The organism is Sediminibacterium sp. FW305-C-49, from assembly GCF_058231085.1.
Genome location: NZ_JBIQXS010000001.1, coordinates 1,093,691 through 1,109,168 on the forward strand (window position 1 = coordinate 1,093,691; position 15,478 = coordinate 1,109,168).

Sequence of the window (15,478 nt, forward strand, 5' to 3'; positions counted from 1 at the left end):
ACATCCCAAATTTATTTCCGCTTGTTTACCACGAATACTCCTGCAAAAATGCAAAGTGCTGCCAGTCCTTTGGTTAGGGTGAAATGTTCTCCCATAAAAATCATGGCTATGATAGCGGCAAATACAGGCTGGGTATAAATATACGAACCTGTTGCTGAAGAACTGAGCACTGCCAGTCCATATACATTCAACAGATAAGCAATAAACGTGAGGAACAAGGCCACAAACGATAATGCTATCCATTGTGCCGTTCCAAATGCCTGCCAGTCTGTATCAATAAACTGTTCTATACCAAAGGGCAGAATCATAAATGTGCCGAATGTAAATACCCATCTTAATACATGAATGGGTTTATATCTTTCCATCAATGGGCGAACAAGAACAAGATAAAAAGCATAAGAGATAGCATTGATGATGATCATCAGATCGCCCAGTAATACATCTTTCCCGTTTTGCTGCTGGTCTTTTGATAGAATCAGCATGGCAGCTCCACCAATACCCAATGCCAAACCAATAAGTTTCTGCATGGTTAATCTTTCTCTGAGTAGCCAGGCTGCAATAATGGTAATAAAAATGGGCGTGCCCAGCGACAGCAAAGAGCTATGAATAGCAGTTGTAAGCGAAAGTCCTTTGATAAAGAATAACTGGTTAATGGCTACACCTGTTACTGCACAAAGCAGAAAACGTGGCAAATCTTTTTTATCGATTCCTGCTTTACCCGGATTCATCAGGAATACCAACCAGAATAAAACAAGACTCGATAATACACGCACTACATTGAGGGCAAATGGGGCTATGTATTCCGGTGTAATTGTTTTAACCACGGCATAACCCGATCCAAAAATGAGGTTGGCTCCCAAAACCGCAAGATGTGCTTTTGTATTTTTGGTCATAGAAAGCTCAAAAATAGTTTTTTCTACTCGCCTTGTTTTTTCGAATTACGATGATTTGAAATAGCGCTGATTAACCATTTCATTTTCTGCCTATCAAAAGATGAAAGTTGGGGAAAACGGTAAACATGAGACCGGCCCAGGGCAATGGCTTTTGTAAGGTCAAAATCCGCTTGCATCATTTGAACAGCAAAACCTTTCTCCTGCAATATTTCCGCCAGGTATTCCTGTTCGGTCTGACCCGGTGTAGGAACAAGCACTGTTTTTACTTCCAGTTGCATCAATTCCATTACGCTACTATAACCGCTTCGTACAATGACCATTTCAGATTGAAGCAGCAGGTTTTGCAGGTCTTCTGTTTCAAGATGATTAAACTGCTGTATATAAGATGGTAAGATAAGTTCCTGCTTTGCTGCTGGCAGTCCGCGTACCAATGTTATTGGCTGTTCCGTTTGTTTAGCCTGTTCAATTATTTTTTCTTCCAACAATGTTCTTTGTGGTTCGGGGCCCGAAAGCAGCACGGTAACCTGTTTCTTATCAATTGTTGCTTTCCCCTGAAAGCGGGTAAGTAAGCCCAGGTATTCAACCGGTATTGTTGGTTTCTTGATGGGATGCGATAGTGTGCCCGCCAGGCCGTCATTTTCTTTTATATCAGGTACCCAGCATATCGTAAAACGATTGATATAACGATAATTTATTTTTTGAATCAATTCTTCCAGCCAGCCATAAGGAGCTTTAATGGTAAGTTGGTGTGTGATGAATACAGAAGGGATGGTATTTGTCCATAAACCATAACGGTTATCAGCTATGACCAGGTCTATATCATGCTGGTTTATTGCCTTCTGTAACCACTGGTGTTCCCTTTGAACGGCCTGCCACAAAGCCGGTAATTGCTGTATTATTTTAAAAGGCAGCCAACCCCCTGAACGACTATATCGTATCTGATAACCAGGAAGCTTCAGGAATTGATGTTGCGGGAACTCTTTTTTAAGCAGGTTTTCCTGGGGGCCATCAGTTGCAATAATGACCCGGTGACCCAGATCAGTAAGTGCACGGATCAGAGGAATACAGCGGGTCGCATGACCCAGGCCCCAGTCGAGCGGGGCCACCAGTATGGTTTGTATGTTAAAATCGGCAGACAAAACTGATACGGCTCTTGTTTTCTGGATGAATGATGTACTTTAGAACATCAAATATGAAACGGAAAATAAACCAAATAATCGTTTTACTGTTAGTTATTGCATTAGCGGGCAGCTCATGCGGTATTTTCCAGAAAGGAAGAAACGGTAAAGGAGGTTGCAACTGCCCCAACAATGTTCGTTAAACCATTGTTCTGGTATGAAAGATATGAACAGGGACCTATGGCTGCTTTGTAAAAACGACCACATGACTCAGTCTGAACTGGATCGTCAGGTTAACCTGTTGAATACCATTTTATATCATACCGAAAGCTGGCCCAACTTCTGTGTGGCCCACGAAATACTTGATATCAACCGCCGTAAAATCATCAGTAAACCTCACCTGATGCAGGGTATATTAAAGGAAAGGGAGATGAAGGCGTTTGTGTTTGTGAATAATTTGAATTGAGCTTTTAGCTTCTAGCTACTGGCTGCTAGAAGATTTTGTATAAACAATTCACTAGTAGCTAGTAGCTGGAAGCTAGCAGCTTAACTAAGTTTCTCCAACGCCGCTTCCAGTTTTCCGATCATTTCCGCAATTTCTTCTTTTTTACAGGTGCCAACACTCAGTCGATACCAGGGGTTATTGGGGCCGGCACCAAAGGCTGAGAAGGGAACAACAGCAAGTTTGGCTTCTGCAAGGATGTATGATGTGACATCTGATTGCGTTTCCAGTTTTTTTCCTTCTACTGTTATTTTACCGGTTAGATCAAGTTTGATGGTAAGATAAATAGCAGCCTGCGGGGCTATCGCATCTACACTATAACCTTTTTGTTGCAGCGCTTTAAAACCATCATGTATATTTCTTAAACGAAGTTCTATTTCTGCTTTGAAATGTTGCAGGTACCGTTGAATATTTTCTTTCTGCAATAAATATTTCGCCACCGCTTTTTGTTCAGCCATGGGTGCCCATGCTCCCACATGACTCAGTATAGCTTTCATTTTGGCTATCACTGTTGCCGGACCCATTGCCCAGCCTACACGAACACCTGTTGCAGCAAACACTTTAGAGATACCGTCAATAAATATGGTAAACTCTTTCATAGCGGGTCTGAGAGCGAGTGGATTGTAATGTATGGTATCACCAAATGTGAGTGTCCAGTACATCTGGTCAAACATCAGGTAACATTTTTTCTGTCCTTCACCTCTTTTGGCATTCTCTTCCAGTATAAGATCGCAGATGGCTTCCATGCTTTCCTTTTTCAGCGTGGTGCCTGTTGGATTTTGTGGCGTACAAATACAGATAAGCGTGGCTCCTGAAATGTGTTTACGCACATCTTCAACAGTAGGCATAAAATCATTTTCAGGTGAACAATCAATTACACAGTGTTCAGCATCTGTCAGGTGTGTATAATGATTATTGTTCCAGGATGGTACACCGTAAATTACTTTATCGCCTTTGTCAACAATGGCTTTGAATAAAGTATAAATAAGTGGACGACCTCCTGATGCAATCTGAATTTCGCTGGTGTCAAAATCAAGTCCTTCCCATTCTTTGATAAATGTGGAGACCGATTTACGCAGATCCAATACCCCTTCTGCTGCAGGATAGCTGGTATTGCGGTTACGGTAGGAGTCAATAATCAGCTCTTCCAGTTCAGTTGGAATAGGAAAAACGGATGGATCAAAATCACCGATGGTAAGGTTATAAATCTTCTCGCCATTACGGATTCTTTCACTGATGGCATTACCCAGTTTTACGATTTCACTTCCTGAAAGTGTTTCCGCTAAATGACTCAGTTTCGGTGCGCTCATAATTCAAGTATTTGATCCGGCCGCAAAACTAAGTTTTTCCGATGGGTTGTGAAGGGATAAAATATTGAATGGCGAATATTGAATATCGAATGTTGAAGTGAATAGCTGACATCTTTCCGCTTTGCGTGAGGTACTGCAGAATCAGAATAGTAAAGCCGCAGATTCGCAGATTTTTAGTTGAATTAATCTGCGAATCTGCGGCTTATGAAAACTTAAAAGGCCGCAAAAAATTGCGGCCTTTTAAATCAATCAAAGATTATTTATTACTCCAGTGTCTTATAATCCTTAAACAATTTCAATTCAATTGTATCTGCCACGGCACGCAGTGCTTTCCATTTGGCATCAAACAATTCATTGGCTTTAGTGATGACTTCGGTGATTTTATCTTCTGCCACTTTCATTAATCTGTCTTCCTGTTCTCCTGGCATTGCTGTTTTGCCCATCACAGTCTGGCGTGCTTCTCCCAAAATTCCATTTACAGTTACCTGTGGAATATTACCATAGCCCTGTTTGGTTTGTGGTTTACCATTGAGCATGGTACGAATATCTGTTAAGCCATCTCTGATAGGCTTAATGGCTTTACGTATGGTATCTGCTCTTTTTGCATCAAGACTTGGCAAGGCCGTTTCTATTTTATTAAGAATCGTTTCTGCATCTACCATCCTGTCGTTCAAGTCGCCCATGCGGATCATACTTTTATTCAACCTGTCATTGGCTTTACGAATAGCATCGCGCACTTCTTTCGGTGTAGGTGCATATGGATCATCGTTTACCACGACCATGGTACTATCACTCAGGTTTCTGCCCAAAGTCAATACCACTTTATAAGTTCCCGGGTCAACCGGTAAACCAGCAGGCTCAGCATTGAATCCACCGCCACCACCAGGAGCACCACCGGGTCTTCCACCACCTCCTCCACCTCGGCCGCCGCCTCCACCGCCGCCGCCTATGCGCACACCTCTTCCTTCCATTCCCCAATAGTATTTATTGAATCCACTATCGGCCCTGGTACGAAGGGTACGCACCAGTTCATTTTTTGAATCATATATACGAAGGGTTACGGTATCACTTATTCTGTTTCTGCCTGTATCACTTGCTGTTTTGCTCACAAAGAAACTGATAGGTGCTCCAGCTCTTTTATTCTCGCCTTCATAACTTCCCCAGATACTATATTCAATACCTGATGCAAGTTTACGTTTGGCCTGGTAAGCAGGTGGTGCCGCAAATGCTGTGATCTTATTACTGAACACCTGCCCCTTATTAGCAGCCAGCTTACGAAGCGGATTGATATCATCCAGAATATAAATAGCACGACCAAATGTGGCAATGACCAGATCGGCTTCTCTTTCCTGTATCACCATATCATAGGTTGATACAGAAGGATATCCGTTTTTAAACTGCTGGAAACTGTTGCCATAATCCAGGCTCACAAACAATCCCTGTTCTGTTCCTACAAAAATCAGGTTGGGTTCTGTGGGGTCCTGAATTACGCATAAAGTATAACCGGTTACTTTCTTCTCATCTACCAGATTGGTCCAGGTTTTACCAAAATCAGTGGTGCGGAATAAATAAGGTTTATTGTTTCCTCTTCTGTAATCATTTACCACCACATAAGCTTCTCCGGCATTGTGGCGTGATGCACGTATCTGTGGCACCCATGCACCTGTTGGCATTCCGGGAATTTTACCACGGAAATTGGTCCAGGTTTTACCACCATCTGTTGTTAACTGTACATTGCCATCATCGGTTCCTACCCAGATCACACCTTTCTGTTTGGCTGATGGTTCAATGGCCAATATGGTACAATGGTTTTCTGCGCCGGTAATATCTACTGATAAACCACCGTTGTTACTCTGGTCAATTTTTGCGCTGTCGTTTGTGGTGAGGTCACCGGAAATCTGCGACCATGAAGCACCTTTATCGGTACTCATATTCAACAACTGGCTACCATAATAAATGGTCTTCTTATCAAAAGGATCCTGTGCAATGGCTGCATTCCAGTTAAAACGCTGGCGTATACCTGTTGCCGTTGTTGGAGGACGTATACTCCATCTTTCACCTGTTGCAATATTATAACGACCCACACTTCCACCCTGGCTCATACAATATACCCAGTTTGGATCTTCGGCATCGGGCATTACATCAAAACCATCACCACCTGCTACACCCTGCCAGAATGCATTACGTATACCACTTTGTCTCCATACATATGCCGGACCATGCCAGCTTCCGTTATCCTGTAAACCACCCATTACATTGTATGGGATATTATTGTCTACATTGATATGGTAGAATTGTCCGAGTGGTAATTTCTCATCAAACTGCCAGTTCTTACCACGATCACGCGTAATAGCAATACCACCATCGTTTCCGTCAATAATAAAATTGCCGTCTTTAGGGTGAATCCAGAATGCATGGTGATCGGGGTGAATACCTGCGTAGGGTATGACTGTTTTGAAAGTCTTACCCGCATCTTCACTCACCGTAATAATCTGGTTGATATTATACAACCTGTTTTCATTGGTTGGATCAACTGCTATATCCTGAAAATAAAACGCGCGATTGGTTACAACCCCGGCTTCACTATTTACCAACTCCCAGTTATGTCCACCATCTTCACTTTTATACAATCCGTTTTTAGTAGCTTCTACCATTGCATATACACGCTTGGGATCATTACGACCAATGGTAATACCAATACGGCCATAATCACCATCAGGTAATCCATTGGACTTACCCAGTTTAGTCCAGTTTTTACCACCATCATATGTTACATAAAAACCACTGCCTTTACCACCGCCCTGTAAACTCCAGGGTGTACGCAGGTGCTGGTACATGTTTACAAATAATTTATTGGGGTTGGATGGATCCATCACCATATCGCCCACACCAGATGTTTCATTGGTATACAGAATTTTATTCCAGGTAATACCACCATCCGTTGTTTTATACACACCACGCTCTGGGTGCGCCGCAAAAGGATTACCAATAACACCTACATATACTACATCGGGGTTTGTTGGGTCGATGATGATACGATGGATATTACTGGTTTTCTCCAGACCCACCATTTTCCAGGTCTTACCAGCATCAATACTTTTATACAATCCGCCGCCAAGACTAATGGAGTTACGCGGATTACCCTCACCGGTACCTGCCCATACCACACTTGGATTACTTTGTGTGATGGCTACAGCACCGATATTCAGAATGGGTTGCTCATCAAAAATTGATTCCCAACTGGCACCACCATTCTCGGTTTTCCATACACCACCACTGGCTGTGCCGAGATAAATGATGTTTGGATTGGCCCATACTGCATCAATAGATGTAACACGGCCACTCATACCGGCCGGACCAATACTGCGGGGTTTCAGGTTTTTAAAGTGTTTGGAAAGGTCTGCCTGTTGGGCAAATGAAGATATTGCAGTGCTGAAAAGCATTGCAACAAACAGTAGTTTTCTCATTCAATTGGTTTTTGGAGTTCGGAATTTCCGAAAAGCAGCCCAGTTTGCCAAATATGAGGGATGGTTGGTTGAAAAAGCAAAGAGTTCGGGAGTCGGCAAGTCCGTAAGTCCGGAAGAAGATACATTAGTAGTAAGCCCTCCGTGTAACTCCGTACCTAACTCCTTTACCTCTGTGGTTTTTACCACTGAGTTTCACAGAGTAGGGCACGGAGTTACACGGAGGGCGGCTTAGTAAATCAACTATCTTGACGACTTTCGGTCTCCCCGACTTTCGGACTTTCATCTTATATTTAAACTTCAACTCCAACGATTGAATAAAAACCATTTTGTAAAAGGATCTCCTGTACAAGTAGGCCTCTATGCGGCATTGGCAGCTTTTCTTACTTATACTATGATCTTTGGTTTCCGGAAATCTTTTACCGTCTGCACATTCGATGGTATGACAGTCGGAAGCCTCAGTTATAAAACCGTTCTCGTACTCAGCCAGATGCTGGGTTACCTCGCAGCCAAATTCTATGGCATCAAATTCATCGCTGAACTAAAAAGATTCGGACGCAATAAAATCATACTCATTCTGGTAGGCATTGCCTGGATGGCCTGGTTATGTTTTGCGCTGATACCCGCACCGTATAATATTCCGTTTTTATTTATCAATGGTTTTCCATTGGGTATGTTATGGGGGGTGGTGTTTTCCTATGTAGAGGGAAGAAGAAGTACTGATTTTATTGGCGCTGCATTGGCAGTAAGTTTTATTTTCTCTTCCGGTTTTGTAAAGTCGGTGGGAGGATGGTTGATACAATCCGGCATCTCCGAATTTTGGGTTCCTTTTTGTACCGGGCTGGTATTTGCCTTACCACTGCTGTTATTCATTTATCTGATGGAACGTATTCCACCGCCCGATGCGCAGGATGAAATGGCCCGTATGAGCCGCACACCCATGAGTGCAGAGCAGCGCAAGACATTTGTAAAACAGTTTCTTCCCGGCATTATTGCCTGTGTTTTAATCTATGCTTTTGCTACGCTGTTTCGTGATATCCGCGATAATTTCAGTGCCGATATGTGGAAGGAAATGGGTTACCTGAACCAGCCTGCCATTTTCTCCAAAACAGAAACCCCCATCACACTCATCATACTGGTGTTGATCGGCAGCATGGTCATGATAAAAGACAGTTTCAAAGCCCTGATGGTGGCACATGTGTTGATTGCATTGGGATTTGTATTGGCTGGCTTAAGCACATGGCTCTTCACCAAAGAAATGATACCACCCATGTGGTGGATGATTCTTGTTGGACTTGGTCTTTACATGGTATACATTCCATTCAATTCTGTTTTCTTTGAAAGAATGATTGCTGCTTTCCGGTTTACCGGTAACGTTGGCTTTTTAATTTATCTCGCCGATTCATTTGGCTATTTAGGTAGCGTGGGCGTTTTGCTCAGCAAAGAAATTTTTAAAGTGCAATTGAACTGGGTGGCTTTCTTTTCTAACAGTGTAATGATATTATCGGTGGTAGGTGTGGTGATTACCATTTATGCGGGATGGTATTTCTGGAAAAAGAAAGCGCAATAAGCAAGTAATCTGTGTTCTGTTCACCATATTTCAATTTTAGTTTTATGTCGTTCATCAACAGAAGAAATTTTCTACGCAGTTCAGGCGGTCTTGCCATTCCGGCAGTATTACCATTGTCGGGTTTATTAGCCAGTAAGCACCAAACAGAAATCGATTTACCCGCAAAGCCTGTGGTAAAATTTTTTGGTGATGGTGAAATGTATGAGCCTTCAGATTATATACGTGTATTACAGGAAGCTGATAAAACTGTTGCCATAGTAAAAGACCGCTACGGTGTTGGTGGAGTAGTAGAGGCTTTAGAAAAAAAGTTTGTGGCGCTTACCGGTAAAGAAAAAGCCATTTTCATGCCCAGCGGCACCATGGCTAATCAACTCGCCATTGCTGTATTAAGTGGTAACAGGAGTAAGGTTTTTGTACAGGAAACCAGTCATGTGTATCGCGATGAAGCAGATGCCGGACAAACGGTCTTTCAGAAAAGACTGATGCCGCTCGCTAAAGATGAAACCTGTTTTACTGCTGCACAATTACAAAAAGCCATTGATGAAATGAGCACTGCCGAAGCTTTTAATACAGGCATCGGTGCGGTTTCCATTGAAAACCCGGTAAGAAGAGCTGATGGCAGAATGATTCCGCTGGAAGAAATCAAACGCATCAGAAAATACTGTCTGGAGAAAAAAATACCCATGCACCTGGATGGTGCACGTTTATATGTGGCCGCTGCATGGTCGGGTGTTTCGATTAAAGAGTATAGTCAGTATTTCGATTCCGTTTATATTTCACTGTATAAATACCTTGGTGCAAGTGCGGGTGCTATTCTTTGTGGTGATGCTGCTGTCATTGATCAAATGACTCACCTCATTAAAATACATGGTGGTTCCATGTACGGTAACTGGACCAATGCTGCTATGGCACTGCATAGAATGGAAGGCGTTGAAAAAAGATTTACAGATGCAAAGGTAAGAGGCGAACAACTTTTTACTGAGCTGAATAAAACAGGTCACGTTACGGTGAAACCCCTGGATAACGGCACCAATATTTATCGATTATCGCTCGCTAAAAATATTGATGGCAAAAATTTTCAAAGCAAGCTCAATCAACAATTTAATATACGACTGGGGAGACCCGATGCTAATAACGAGGTTTTCATCTCCGTAAATGAAACATTGTTATACCAGTCTTTGGGAGAGATAGTAAAGGCGTTTAATGAAGCCGTGGTATAAGTATTCCACCTGTATTTGTATAGCCTCCTTCGTGGGTGCAAATATGGGGTTTCACAATTTATTGCAGAGAGTAGAAGAATGTTCCTTCTTTACACATTTTGTTGCCTGGGTGTATAAACACTCTGATTAATCAGTAAACCTGTGAATTTTGAAACTCTTTGTCTGACTATTACAACTGTTCTATCTGTTTCTTTCCAATCTTTAATAGTGAAAAGCTAGCACGTTTCGTCTTGAAACCGTGAAATGTTTTATTATAACTATGAAAGATACTATTGTAAAAATTATTAGCATCGAACCGTTGACGCCAGATGTGATCAGGGTTGTTACACAAAAACCTCATGATCTTATATTTCTCCCCGGGCAGGCTACCGATATTTCGATACCTGAGTCTGAAGATACATCGGAGATGCGTCCGTTTACATTTACTTCTCTACCTGCAGAACACCTGCTCGAGTTTACCATTAAAACCTATCCTGATCACAATGGTTTTACTAAAAAACTACTCGGCCTTAAAGCGGGCGACAACCTTGTACTGCATGGCGTTTTTGGAACCTTGAAGTATACAGGTGAGGGTGTTTTTATAGCAGGAGGAGCCGGAGTAACGCCGTTTATCTCCATTTTCAGACAGCTCAAAGCTATTGAGCAGGTTGGAAGTAACAGGCTTATATATGCCAACAAAACAAAGGCTGATATTATTCTCGAGAAAGAGTTTCGCACCATACTTGGTACCAATTTTATCAATATACTTTCTGAAGAAAAAGTACCGGGCTATGCGAATGGGCAGATCACCGAAAATTTTATCGGCGCAAATAATGGCGGTAAAAACAGGAAATACTATGTCTGTGGTCCCCCTGGTATGATGGATGCTGTTCAGGAACAACTAATGAAGCTGGGTGTGGCCGAAGATTGTATTACTACTGAAAAGATATTCGGCAATCCGGTTATTCTTGAATAAACACCTGTGAGATATACAATTCTTTTGATGCATGATGTAAGAGACAATCGGGGAATTATAACCACCTTGCCTTTAATTAATCATTATTACAAAAACACAAATTATGAAGACCGGAAAAGTTTTGGTGGGCGTTTTGGCTGGTGCGGTGGTGGGTGCTGCATTGGGTATTTTATTTGCTCCCGATAAGGGTTCAGCAACAAGAAAGAAAATTGTTGACAAGGGCAACGATTACACAGATGAACTGAGCGATAAATTCGACAGTTTTATTGACGCTATCAGCAAAAAATTAGAGTCTATAAAAACCGAAGCTAAAAAAATGGCTGCCAATGGTGAGGTAAAACTCGAAAAAGCAGAAGACGAGATACGCGCTGCAATCCATTAAAACGAATAAAATCATATGCCTGCAACATACAGGAAGCTTATCAGCTAAAGTTAAGCCGATTGTTGAGCAGGCATTAATATTTAAAAACCATGACCACAGATTCTGATATTACGATTGAAAAGCTGATTGAAAAAATTGAACTATATGGCAAAAAAAGTTTTGAGTTGTCTAAGCTGAAAATTATTCGGGATGCCATTGTATTATTTACAGGTTTTATGGCTGCTTCGGGAACGATTTTAATACTACTTCTCTTTTTTCTGATGTTGTCAATAAGTGTCGCCATTTTTTTAGGTGAACTGTTAGACAAGCTATCCTATGGTTTTTTTATTGTTGCTGGTTTTTATCTGATATTGTTCATCCTTGCTTATTTCTTTATGCATAAGTGTATTAAAAGGCCACTTGCCAATCTGATTATCGAAAAAATATTTTCAAAAAATAAACATGGAAAAGCCTGATCTTCTTGGAGAGTTACAACAGACAATTATTGAAATGGAATCTGTACATAAGCAGGAAGGCATCCAATTACGTCAGCATTTCAAAGATGTAGTAGATGGTTTCAGGCCGATCAAAATCATCAAGGAAACACTCAGTAATGTGGCTGAGTCGGGGAAAATAAAAGACAGCATCGCTACTATTCTTATCGGCGCTTCCGCAGGTTATTTATCCAAAAAACTCATCGAGTCCGGGTCGAAAAGTGTTTTTAAAAAATTTCTTGGTACAATTGTCATGTTTGGTGTTACCAGTCTGATCTCGCAAATTCCTAAAATAACTAAAGAAGAATGATTGTATACTTTTAAAGTTCTTCCTTCTGAAAAACCGTATAATACATTCTTCCCAGATAGTCTCTGCAGGTTTCTTTTATTAACCCTTCTTGTCTTTCCCAGCATCATACTTTTTCTTTGCCTCTTCCGCTTTTTCAAAATCCAGCACCACTCCATTAATACAATAACGCAAACCTGTTGGTGGCGGACCATCTTCAAATACATGTCCTAAATGGCTTTTACAACGACCACATTGTACTTCTGTTCTCACCATTCCATGTGTATTGTCGGGCAAATAAATAATGGAGTTTTTTGTAATGGGCTCGTAAAAGCTGGGCCAGCCACAACCACTGTCGAATTTGGTATCGCTTTTAAACAAGGCATTACCGCATACCGCACAATAGTATGTTCCTATTTCCTTAAAGTTTTCAAACTTGCTCGTCCAGGCGCGCTCGGTTCCTTTCTGGCGGGCGATATAATAAACTTCAGGTGAAAGAATTTTTTTCCATTCCTCTTCTTTCAACACCACTTTCGATTTGTCGGTCCGGGAGTATACCGGGTTATTATTTTTCTGTGTGCTGTCCATTTTTGTCTGTTTATGTTGGTTATTTTGAGAATAACAACCCTGGATAATGAATGTTGACAGGGCAATCATAGCTAACAACTTCATATGCTAAAACTTTTGATACATTAAAATTACGTTTATAGGGGCCGAAAAGTTTGCTTTATTACTGACGAACACTTGTTTTTTTCCTTACAAACAGGTTTTATTCAATGATTTAATGAGATGTTAAATGTTTTTTAAGCCGTTGCGCTTATATTTGTAGTTCACGCAAGGTTAGTTTGTTCATGTTTAATATTATTCTGTTTGGACCTCCCGGCAGTGGAAAAGGTACGCAAAGTGAGAAACTCATCGCAACGTACGGATTAAAACATCTATCTACCGGCGATTTATTACGTAGTGAAATAGCAGCCCAGACTCCTCTCGGACTGGAAGCTAAGTCTTTTATGGACAAGGGGCAACTGGTACCCGATGAAGTGGTGATTGGTATGATCAGCTCTTCCCTCGACCAAAATCCGCAGGCCAAAGGGTTTTTGTTTGACGGATTTCCACGTACGGAAGCCCAGAGCGTAGCATTAGATAAGTTGCTGAAACTCAAGAATACAGAGATTGGTGTGGTGCTGGCACTCGATGTAAGCGAAGAAGAACTGGTGAAACGCCTGCTCAACCGCGGTAAAACAAGCGGTCGCAGTGATGATACCAACGAAACCGTGATTCGTGCCCGAATTACCGAATACCAGCATAAAACCATGGTAGTAGCCAACTATTACGCAGGTTTCGATAAAGTGGTGCATATTAAAGGAGAAGGTACAGTTGATGAAATTTTTTCATCCTTACGCAGCGAGATCGACCAAAGACTGTCTTAATTATTGTATATAAGTTTGACAACCAACAACCAACTGCGATCCCGTCATATCCTTTTATGACGGGATTTTTTATGTACAAATCCGCCAACAGCTTGTTAAAGCTTTGTGTATTTGGTTTTCAGATTGTTCATCAACCCTATTTTTGCCGTCCCCCCCTTCTTTTGTGGTGCGGATAAAACGTGTGTATGAAGAACAAACAAAGAAGCTCCCTTTTCAACTTTATTTTTTCCGGCCTTCTTATGTGTCTGTTATTTGGATTAACGGCTCATACTGAAAAAGTTACATCAACCACCATTGAAAAAACAGTTACCGCTGTCACACCCAACAACGAAGCGCTCAGTTTATATGAATCGCTGGATCTTGAAAAGTTAGGGCTTTCCCGAAAGGCATTTTTATATGCACTTAAAGGATACAGACAACTCCAGGAAAAAGGAGAACTGTTGAATAATACCGTTCTTTCTGTTATCGATTTTAGTTTACCCTCTACACAAAAACGTTTTTTTGTGATAGACATGAGCAGTAATAGTCTGCTATACCACACATATGTATCTCATGGAAAGAATTCCGGCAAACTGATGGCCAATAAATTTTCCAATCGCAGCAGCAGCTACCAAAGCAGTCTGGGGTTTTTCACCACTGGTAATACCTATTTCGGTAAACATGGTTTGTCGCTTCGTCTGATCGGTAAAGAAAAAGGAATTAATGACAAGGCTTTGCAAAGAGGCATAGTAATTCACAGCGCCGATTATGCAAGTGAAAGGTTTGCCCAACAACAGGGTTATCTCGGGAGAAGCCAGGGTTGTCCGGCAGTACCCCAGGAAATTCATCAGGAACTTATTCAAACCATTCAAAATGGTTCCTGCCTCTTCATTTATTCGCCGGCGGTTATTTACTCAAAACAGTCAAAGCTGGTTTAATCATTCGTTTTAACCGAACATCATATTTTAACAAGTTTTTGCCTCGTTCGCCTGTCTACCTTTAATACAAGGTGCAACACGTAGAATTTTTTCATACCGAACATTTCAACCAAAACTATCGGCGGGAGAAAGCTGGTGAGTCTATTTCCTATTTTATCGACTTCTTCTGGGAGACCGAGTTTGACGCGCTATGGGATCAATATCCCAAAGGATTTTCAGACGCTTTATTTCCCAATACCGGTTATACCTATCTGCTCAACCTGGGAACACCCTTTGTGATGCAGATTGGCGACAGAAAATTTGATATGAAGACGGATGGTTTTCTTCCCCGTCACCGCGCCATTGAATGTTATCACCAGCCAGGCAATAAACTATTTGGCATCAAGTTCAAGATATCACCTGTTATTTTTGAAAAGAAGATCAATTTCTCTGAATACAGGGAATATATTTTCCCATTGAGTTATCTCATGGATGCCAGTATTCTCTCACAGGTAAAAAAAGCCAATAGTTTTGAAGAGCGTGTGCAGTTATTGACACAGTATTTCGAAAAAATTATTCAGCAATATTCGGGTTCACTAAAGCCCATACAGATTGTTTCTGAAATACTTGCACATTGCGAAAACAGCCGCGATTTTATTACACCTGTTGAAGATTTTGCGAAACAGTATGGTATTTCATCGCGTACATTACAGCGTTATTTTGAAACGGCCACCAGCATCAGTACCAAAACCGCGATACAGATCATGCGGATACGCAAAGCCACCGAACATCTGGTGAATGAACCCGATAGTTTTAAAAGTGCCGATTATGGCTATTACGATCATAGCCATTTCTATAAACACCTGAAAAGTTTCCTGCAAAAAAACACGCTCAAAAAATTACAGCCTCATCTGAAGTTGCTGGAGAAATTGCATAGTAAGAATAGGATGGAGGAGCTGGTAGGCAGGTAGAAGATAGT

Annotated in this window: 15 protein-coding genes; 10 read left to right on the forward strand and 5 right to left on the reverse strand. The window is 41.5% G+C overall.

All coding sequences use genetic code 11. The annotated features are described in order from the left end of the window. Positions 1 to 11 precede the first annotated feature (11 nt). Positions 12 to 893, reverse strand: a complete 882-nt coding sequence (locus ACH3Z1_RS04595) for a DMT family transporter (protein WP_490820681.1) — start codon at positions 891 to 893, stop codon at positions 12 to 14. Between the two features lie 23 nt (positions 894 to 916). Then, complete coding sequence (locus ACH3Z1_RS04600) at positions 917 to 2,032, reverse strand: glycosyltransferase (protein ID WP_490820682.1); 1,116 nt, start codon at positions 2,030 to 2,032, stop codon at positions 917 to 919. A 244-nt stretch (positions 2,033 to 2,276) separates the two neighbouring features. On the opposite strand from ACH3Z1_RS04600, the gene ACH3Z1_RS04605 reads away from it, so the two are divergent. Continuing rightward, complete coding sequence (locus ACH3Z1_RS04605) at positions 2,277 to 2,477, forward strand: hypothetical protein (protein WP_490820683.1); 201 nt, start codon at positions 2,277 to 2,279, stop codon at positions 2,475 to 2,477. 80 nt (positions 2,478 to 2,557) lie between these two features. On the opposite strand, the gene ACH3Z1_RS04610 is transcribed toward ACH3Z1_RS04605, so the two are convergent. Both ACH3Z1_RS04610 and ACH3Z1_RS04615 read right to left on the reverse strand, forming a co-directional pair. After that, positions 2,558 to 3,823 carry a pyridoxal phosphate-dependent aminotransferase gene (locus ACH3Z1_RS04610; RefSeq protein WP_490820684.1) on the reverse strand — a complete coding sequence of 422 codons (1,266 nt, stop codon included), beginning with the start codon at positions 3,821 to 3,823 and terminating at the stop codon, positions 2,558 to 2,560. A 263-nt stretch (positions 3,824 to 4,086) separates the two neighbouring features. Further along, positions 4,087 to 7,290, reverse strand: coding sequence for a WD40/YVTN/BNR-like repeat-containing protein (locus ACH3Z1_RS04615; RefSeq protein WP_490820685.1), 3,204 nt, complete (start codon positions 7,288 to 7,290; stop codon positions 4,087 to 4,089). 310 nt (positions 7,291 to 7,600) lie between these two features. Here ACH3Z1_RS04615 and ACH3Z1_RS04620 point away from each other — a divergent pair, with 310 nt between their 5' ends. From ACH3Z1_RS04620 to ACH3Z1_RS04645, 6 genes are all read left to right on the forward strand, one after another. Then, positions 7,601 to 8,857, forward strand: coding sequence for a DUF5690 family protein (locus ACH3Z1_RS04620; protein WP_490820686.1), 1,257 nt, complete (start codon positions 7,601 to 7,603; stop codon positions 8,855 to 8,857). A gap of 44 nt (positions 8,858 to 8,901) precedes the next feature. Continuing rightward, positions 8,902 to 10,077 (forward strand): threonine aldolase family protein, encoded by a 1,176-nt coding sequence (locus ACH3Z1_RS04625; RefSeq protein ID WP_490820687.1) that lies wholly within the window; start codon positions 8,902 to 8,904, stop codon positions 10,075 to 10,077. 259 nt (positions 10,078 to 10,336) lie between these two features. Next, positions 10,337 to 11,032 carry an FAD-binding oxidoreductase gene (locus tag ACH3Z1_RS04630; RefSeq protein WP_490820688.1) on the forward strand — a complete coding sequence of 232 codons (696 nt, stop codon included), beginning with the start codon at positions 10,337 to 10,339 and terminating at the stop codon, positions 11,030 to 11,032. A 103-nt stretch (positions 11,033 to 11,135) separates the two neighbouring features. Next, positions 11,136 to 11,414 carry a YtxH domain-containing protein gene (locus ACH3Z1_RS04635; RefSeq protein ID WP_490820689.1) on the forward strand — a complete coding sequence of 93 codons (279 nt, stop codon included), beginning with the start codon at positions 11,136 to 11,138 and terminating at the stop codon, positions 11,412 to 11,414. An 89-nt stretch (positions 11,415 to 11,503) separates the two neighbouring features. Further along, the gene (locus ACH3Z1_RS04640) at positions 11,504 to 11,869 is read left to right on the forward strand and encodes a hypothetical protein (protein WP_490820690.1); all 366 of its coding nucleotides are present in this window, start codon (positions 11,504 to 11,506) and stop codon (positions 11,867 to 11,869) included. Next, positions 11,856 to 12,197, forward strand: coding sequence for a hypothetical protein (locus ACH3Z1_RS04645; protein ID WP_490820691.1), 342 nt, complete (start codon positions 11,856 to 11,858; stop codon positions 12,195 to 12,197). Before ACH3Z1_RS04640 ends, ACH3Z1_RS04645 begins: the two co-directional genes overlap by 14 nt. A 78-nt stretch (positions 12,198 to 12,275) precedes the next feature. Here the strand turns inward: ACH3Z1_RS04645 and msrB are convergent, their stop codons facing one another. Further along, positions 12,276 to 12,845, reverse strand: a complete 570-nt coding sequence (msrB, locus tag ACH3Z1_RS04650) for a peptide-methionine (R)-S-oxide reductase MsrB (RefSeq protein WP_490820692.1) — start codon at positions 12,843 to 12,845, stop codon at positions 12,276 to 12,278. Between the two features lie 179 nt (positions 12,846 to 13,024). On the opposite strand from msrB, the gene ACH3Z1_RS04655 reads away from it, so the two are divergent. From ACH3Z1_RS04655 to ACH3Z1_RS04665, 3 genes are all read left to right on the forward strand, one after another. Then, entirely contained in the window at positions 13,025 to 13,603 is a 579-nt protein-coding gene (locus ACH3Z1_RS04655; RefSeq protein WP_490820693.1) for an adenylate kinase, read from the forward strand. 185 nt (positions 13,604 to 13,788) lie between these two features. Continuing rightward, positions 13,789 to 14,520 carry a murein L,D-transpeptidase catalytic domain family protein gene (locus ACH3Z1_RS04660; protein WP_490820694.1) on the forward strand — a complete coding sequence of 244 codons (732 nt, stop codon included), beginning with the start codon at positions 13,789 to 13,791 and terminating at the stop codon, positions 14,518 to 14,520. 71 nt (positions 14,521 to 14,591) lie between these two features. Further along, the gene (locus tag ACH3Z1_RS04665; protein WP_490820695.1) at positions 14,592 to 15,470 is read left to right on the forward strand and encodes a helix-turn-helix domain-containing protein; all 879 of its coding nucleotides are present in this window, start codon (positions 14,592 to 14,594) and stop codon (positions 15,468 to 15,470) included. Positions 15,471 to 15,478: the final 8 nt, after the last annotated feature.

What these genes read in the sequence shown, in the direction of transcription:
- ACH3Z1_RS04595 (WP_490820681.1), bottom strand. Translation starts at nt 893, where the DNA reads ATGACCAAAAATACAAAAGCACATCTTGCGGTTTTGGGAGCCAACCTC.
- ACH3Z1_RS04605 (WP_490820683.1), top strand. Translation starts at nt 2,277, where the DNA reads ATGACTCAGTCTGAACTGGATCGTCAGGTTAACCTGTTGAATACCATT.
- ACH3Z1_RS04610 (WP_490820684.1), bottom strand. Translation starts at nt 3,823, where the DNA reads ATGAGCGCACCGAAACTGAGTCATTTAGCGGAAACACTTTCAGGAAGT.
- ACH3Z1_RS04615 (WP_490820685.1), bottom strand. Translation starts at nt 7,290, where the DNA reads ATGAGAAAACTACTGTTTGTTGCAATGCTTTTCAGCACTGCAATATCT.
- ACH3Z1_RS04625 (WP_490820687.1), top strand. Translation starts at nt 8,902, where the DNA reads ATGTCGTTCATCAACAGAAGAAATTTTCTACGCAGTTCAGGCGGTCTT.
- ACH3Z1_RS04630 (WP_490820688.1), top strand. Translation starts at nt 10,337, where the DNA reads ATGAAAGATACTATTGTAAAAATTATTAGCATCGAACCGTTGACGCCA.
- ACH3Z1_RS04635 (WP_490820689.1), top strand. Translation starts at nt 11,136, where the DNA reads ATGAAGACCGGAAAAGTTTTGGTGGGCGTTTTGGCTGGTGCGGTGGTG.
- ACH3Z1_RS04640 (WP_490820690.1), top strand. Translation starts at nt 11,504, where the DNA reads ATGACCACAGATTCTGATATTACGATTGAAAAGCTGATTGAAAAAATT.
- ACH3Z1_RS04645 (WP_490820691.1), top strand. Translation starts at nt 11,856, where the DNA reads ATGGAAAAGCCTGATCTTCTTGGAGAGTTACAACAGACAATTATTGAA.
- msrB (WP_490820692.1), bottom strand. Translation starts at nt 12,845, where the DNA reads ATGAAGTTGTTAGCTATGATTGCCCTGTCAACATTCATTATCCAGGGT.
- ACH3Z1_RS04655 (WP_490820693.1), top strand. Translation starts at nt 13,025, where the DNA reads ATGTTTAATATTATTCTGTTTGGACCTCCCGGCAGTGGAAAAGGTACG.
- ACH3Z1_RS04660 (WP_490820694.1), top strand. Translation starts at nt 13,789, where the DNA reads ATGAAGAACAAACAAAGAAGCTCCCTTTTCAACTTTATTTTTTCCGGC.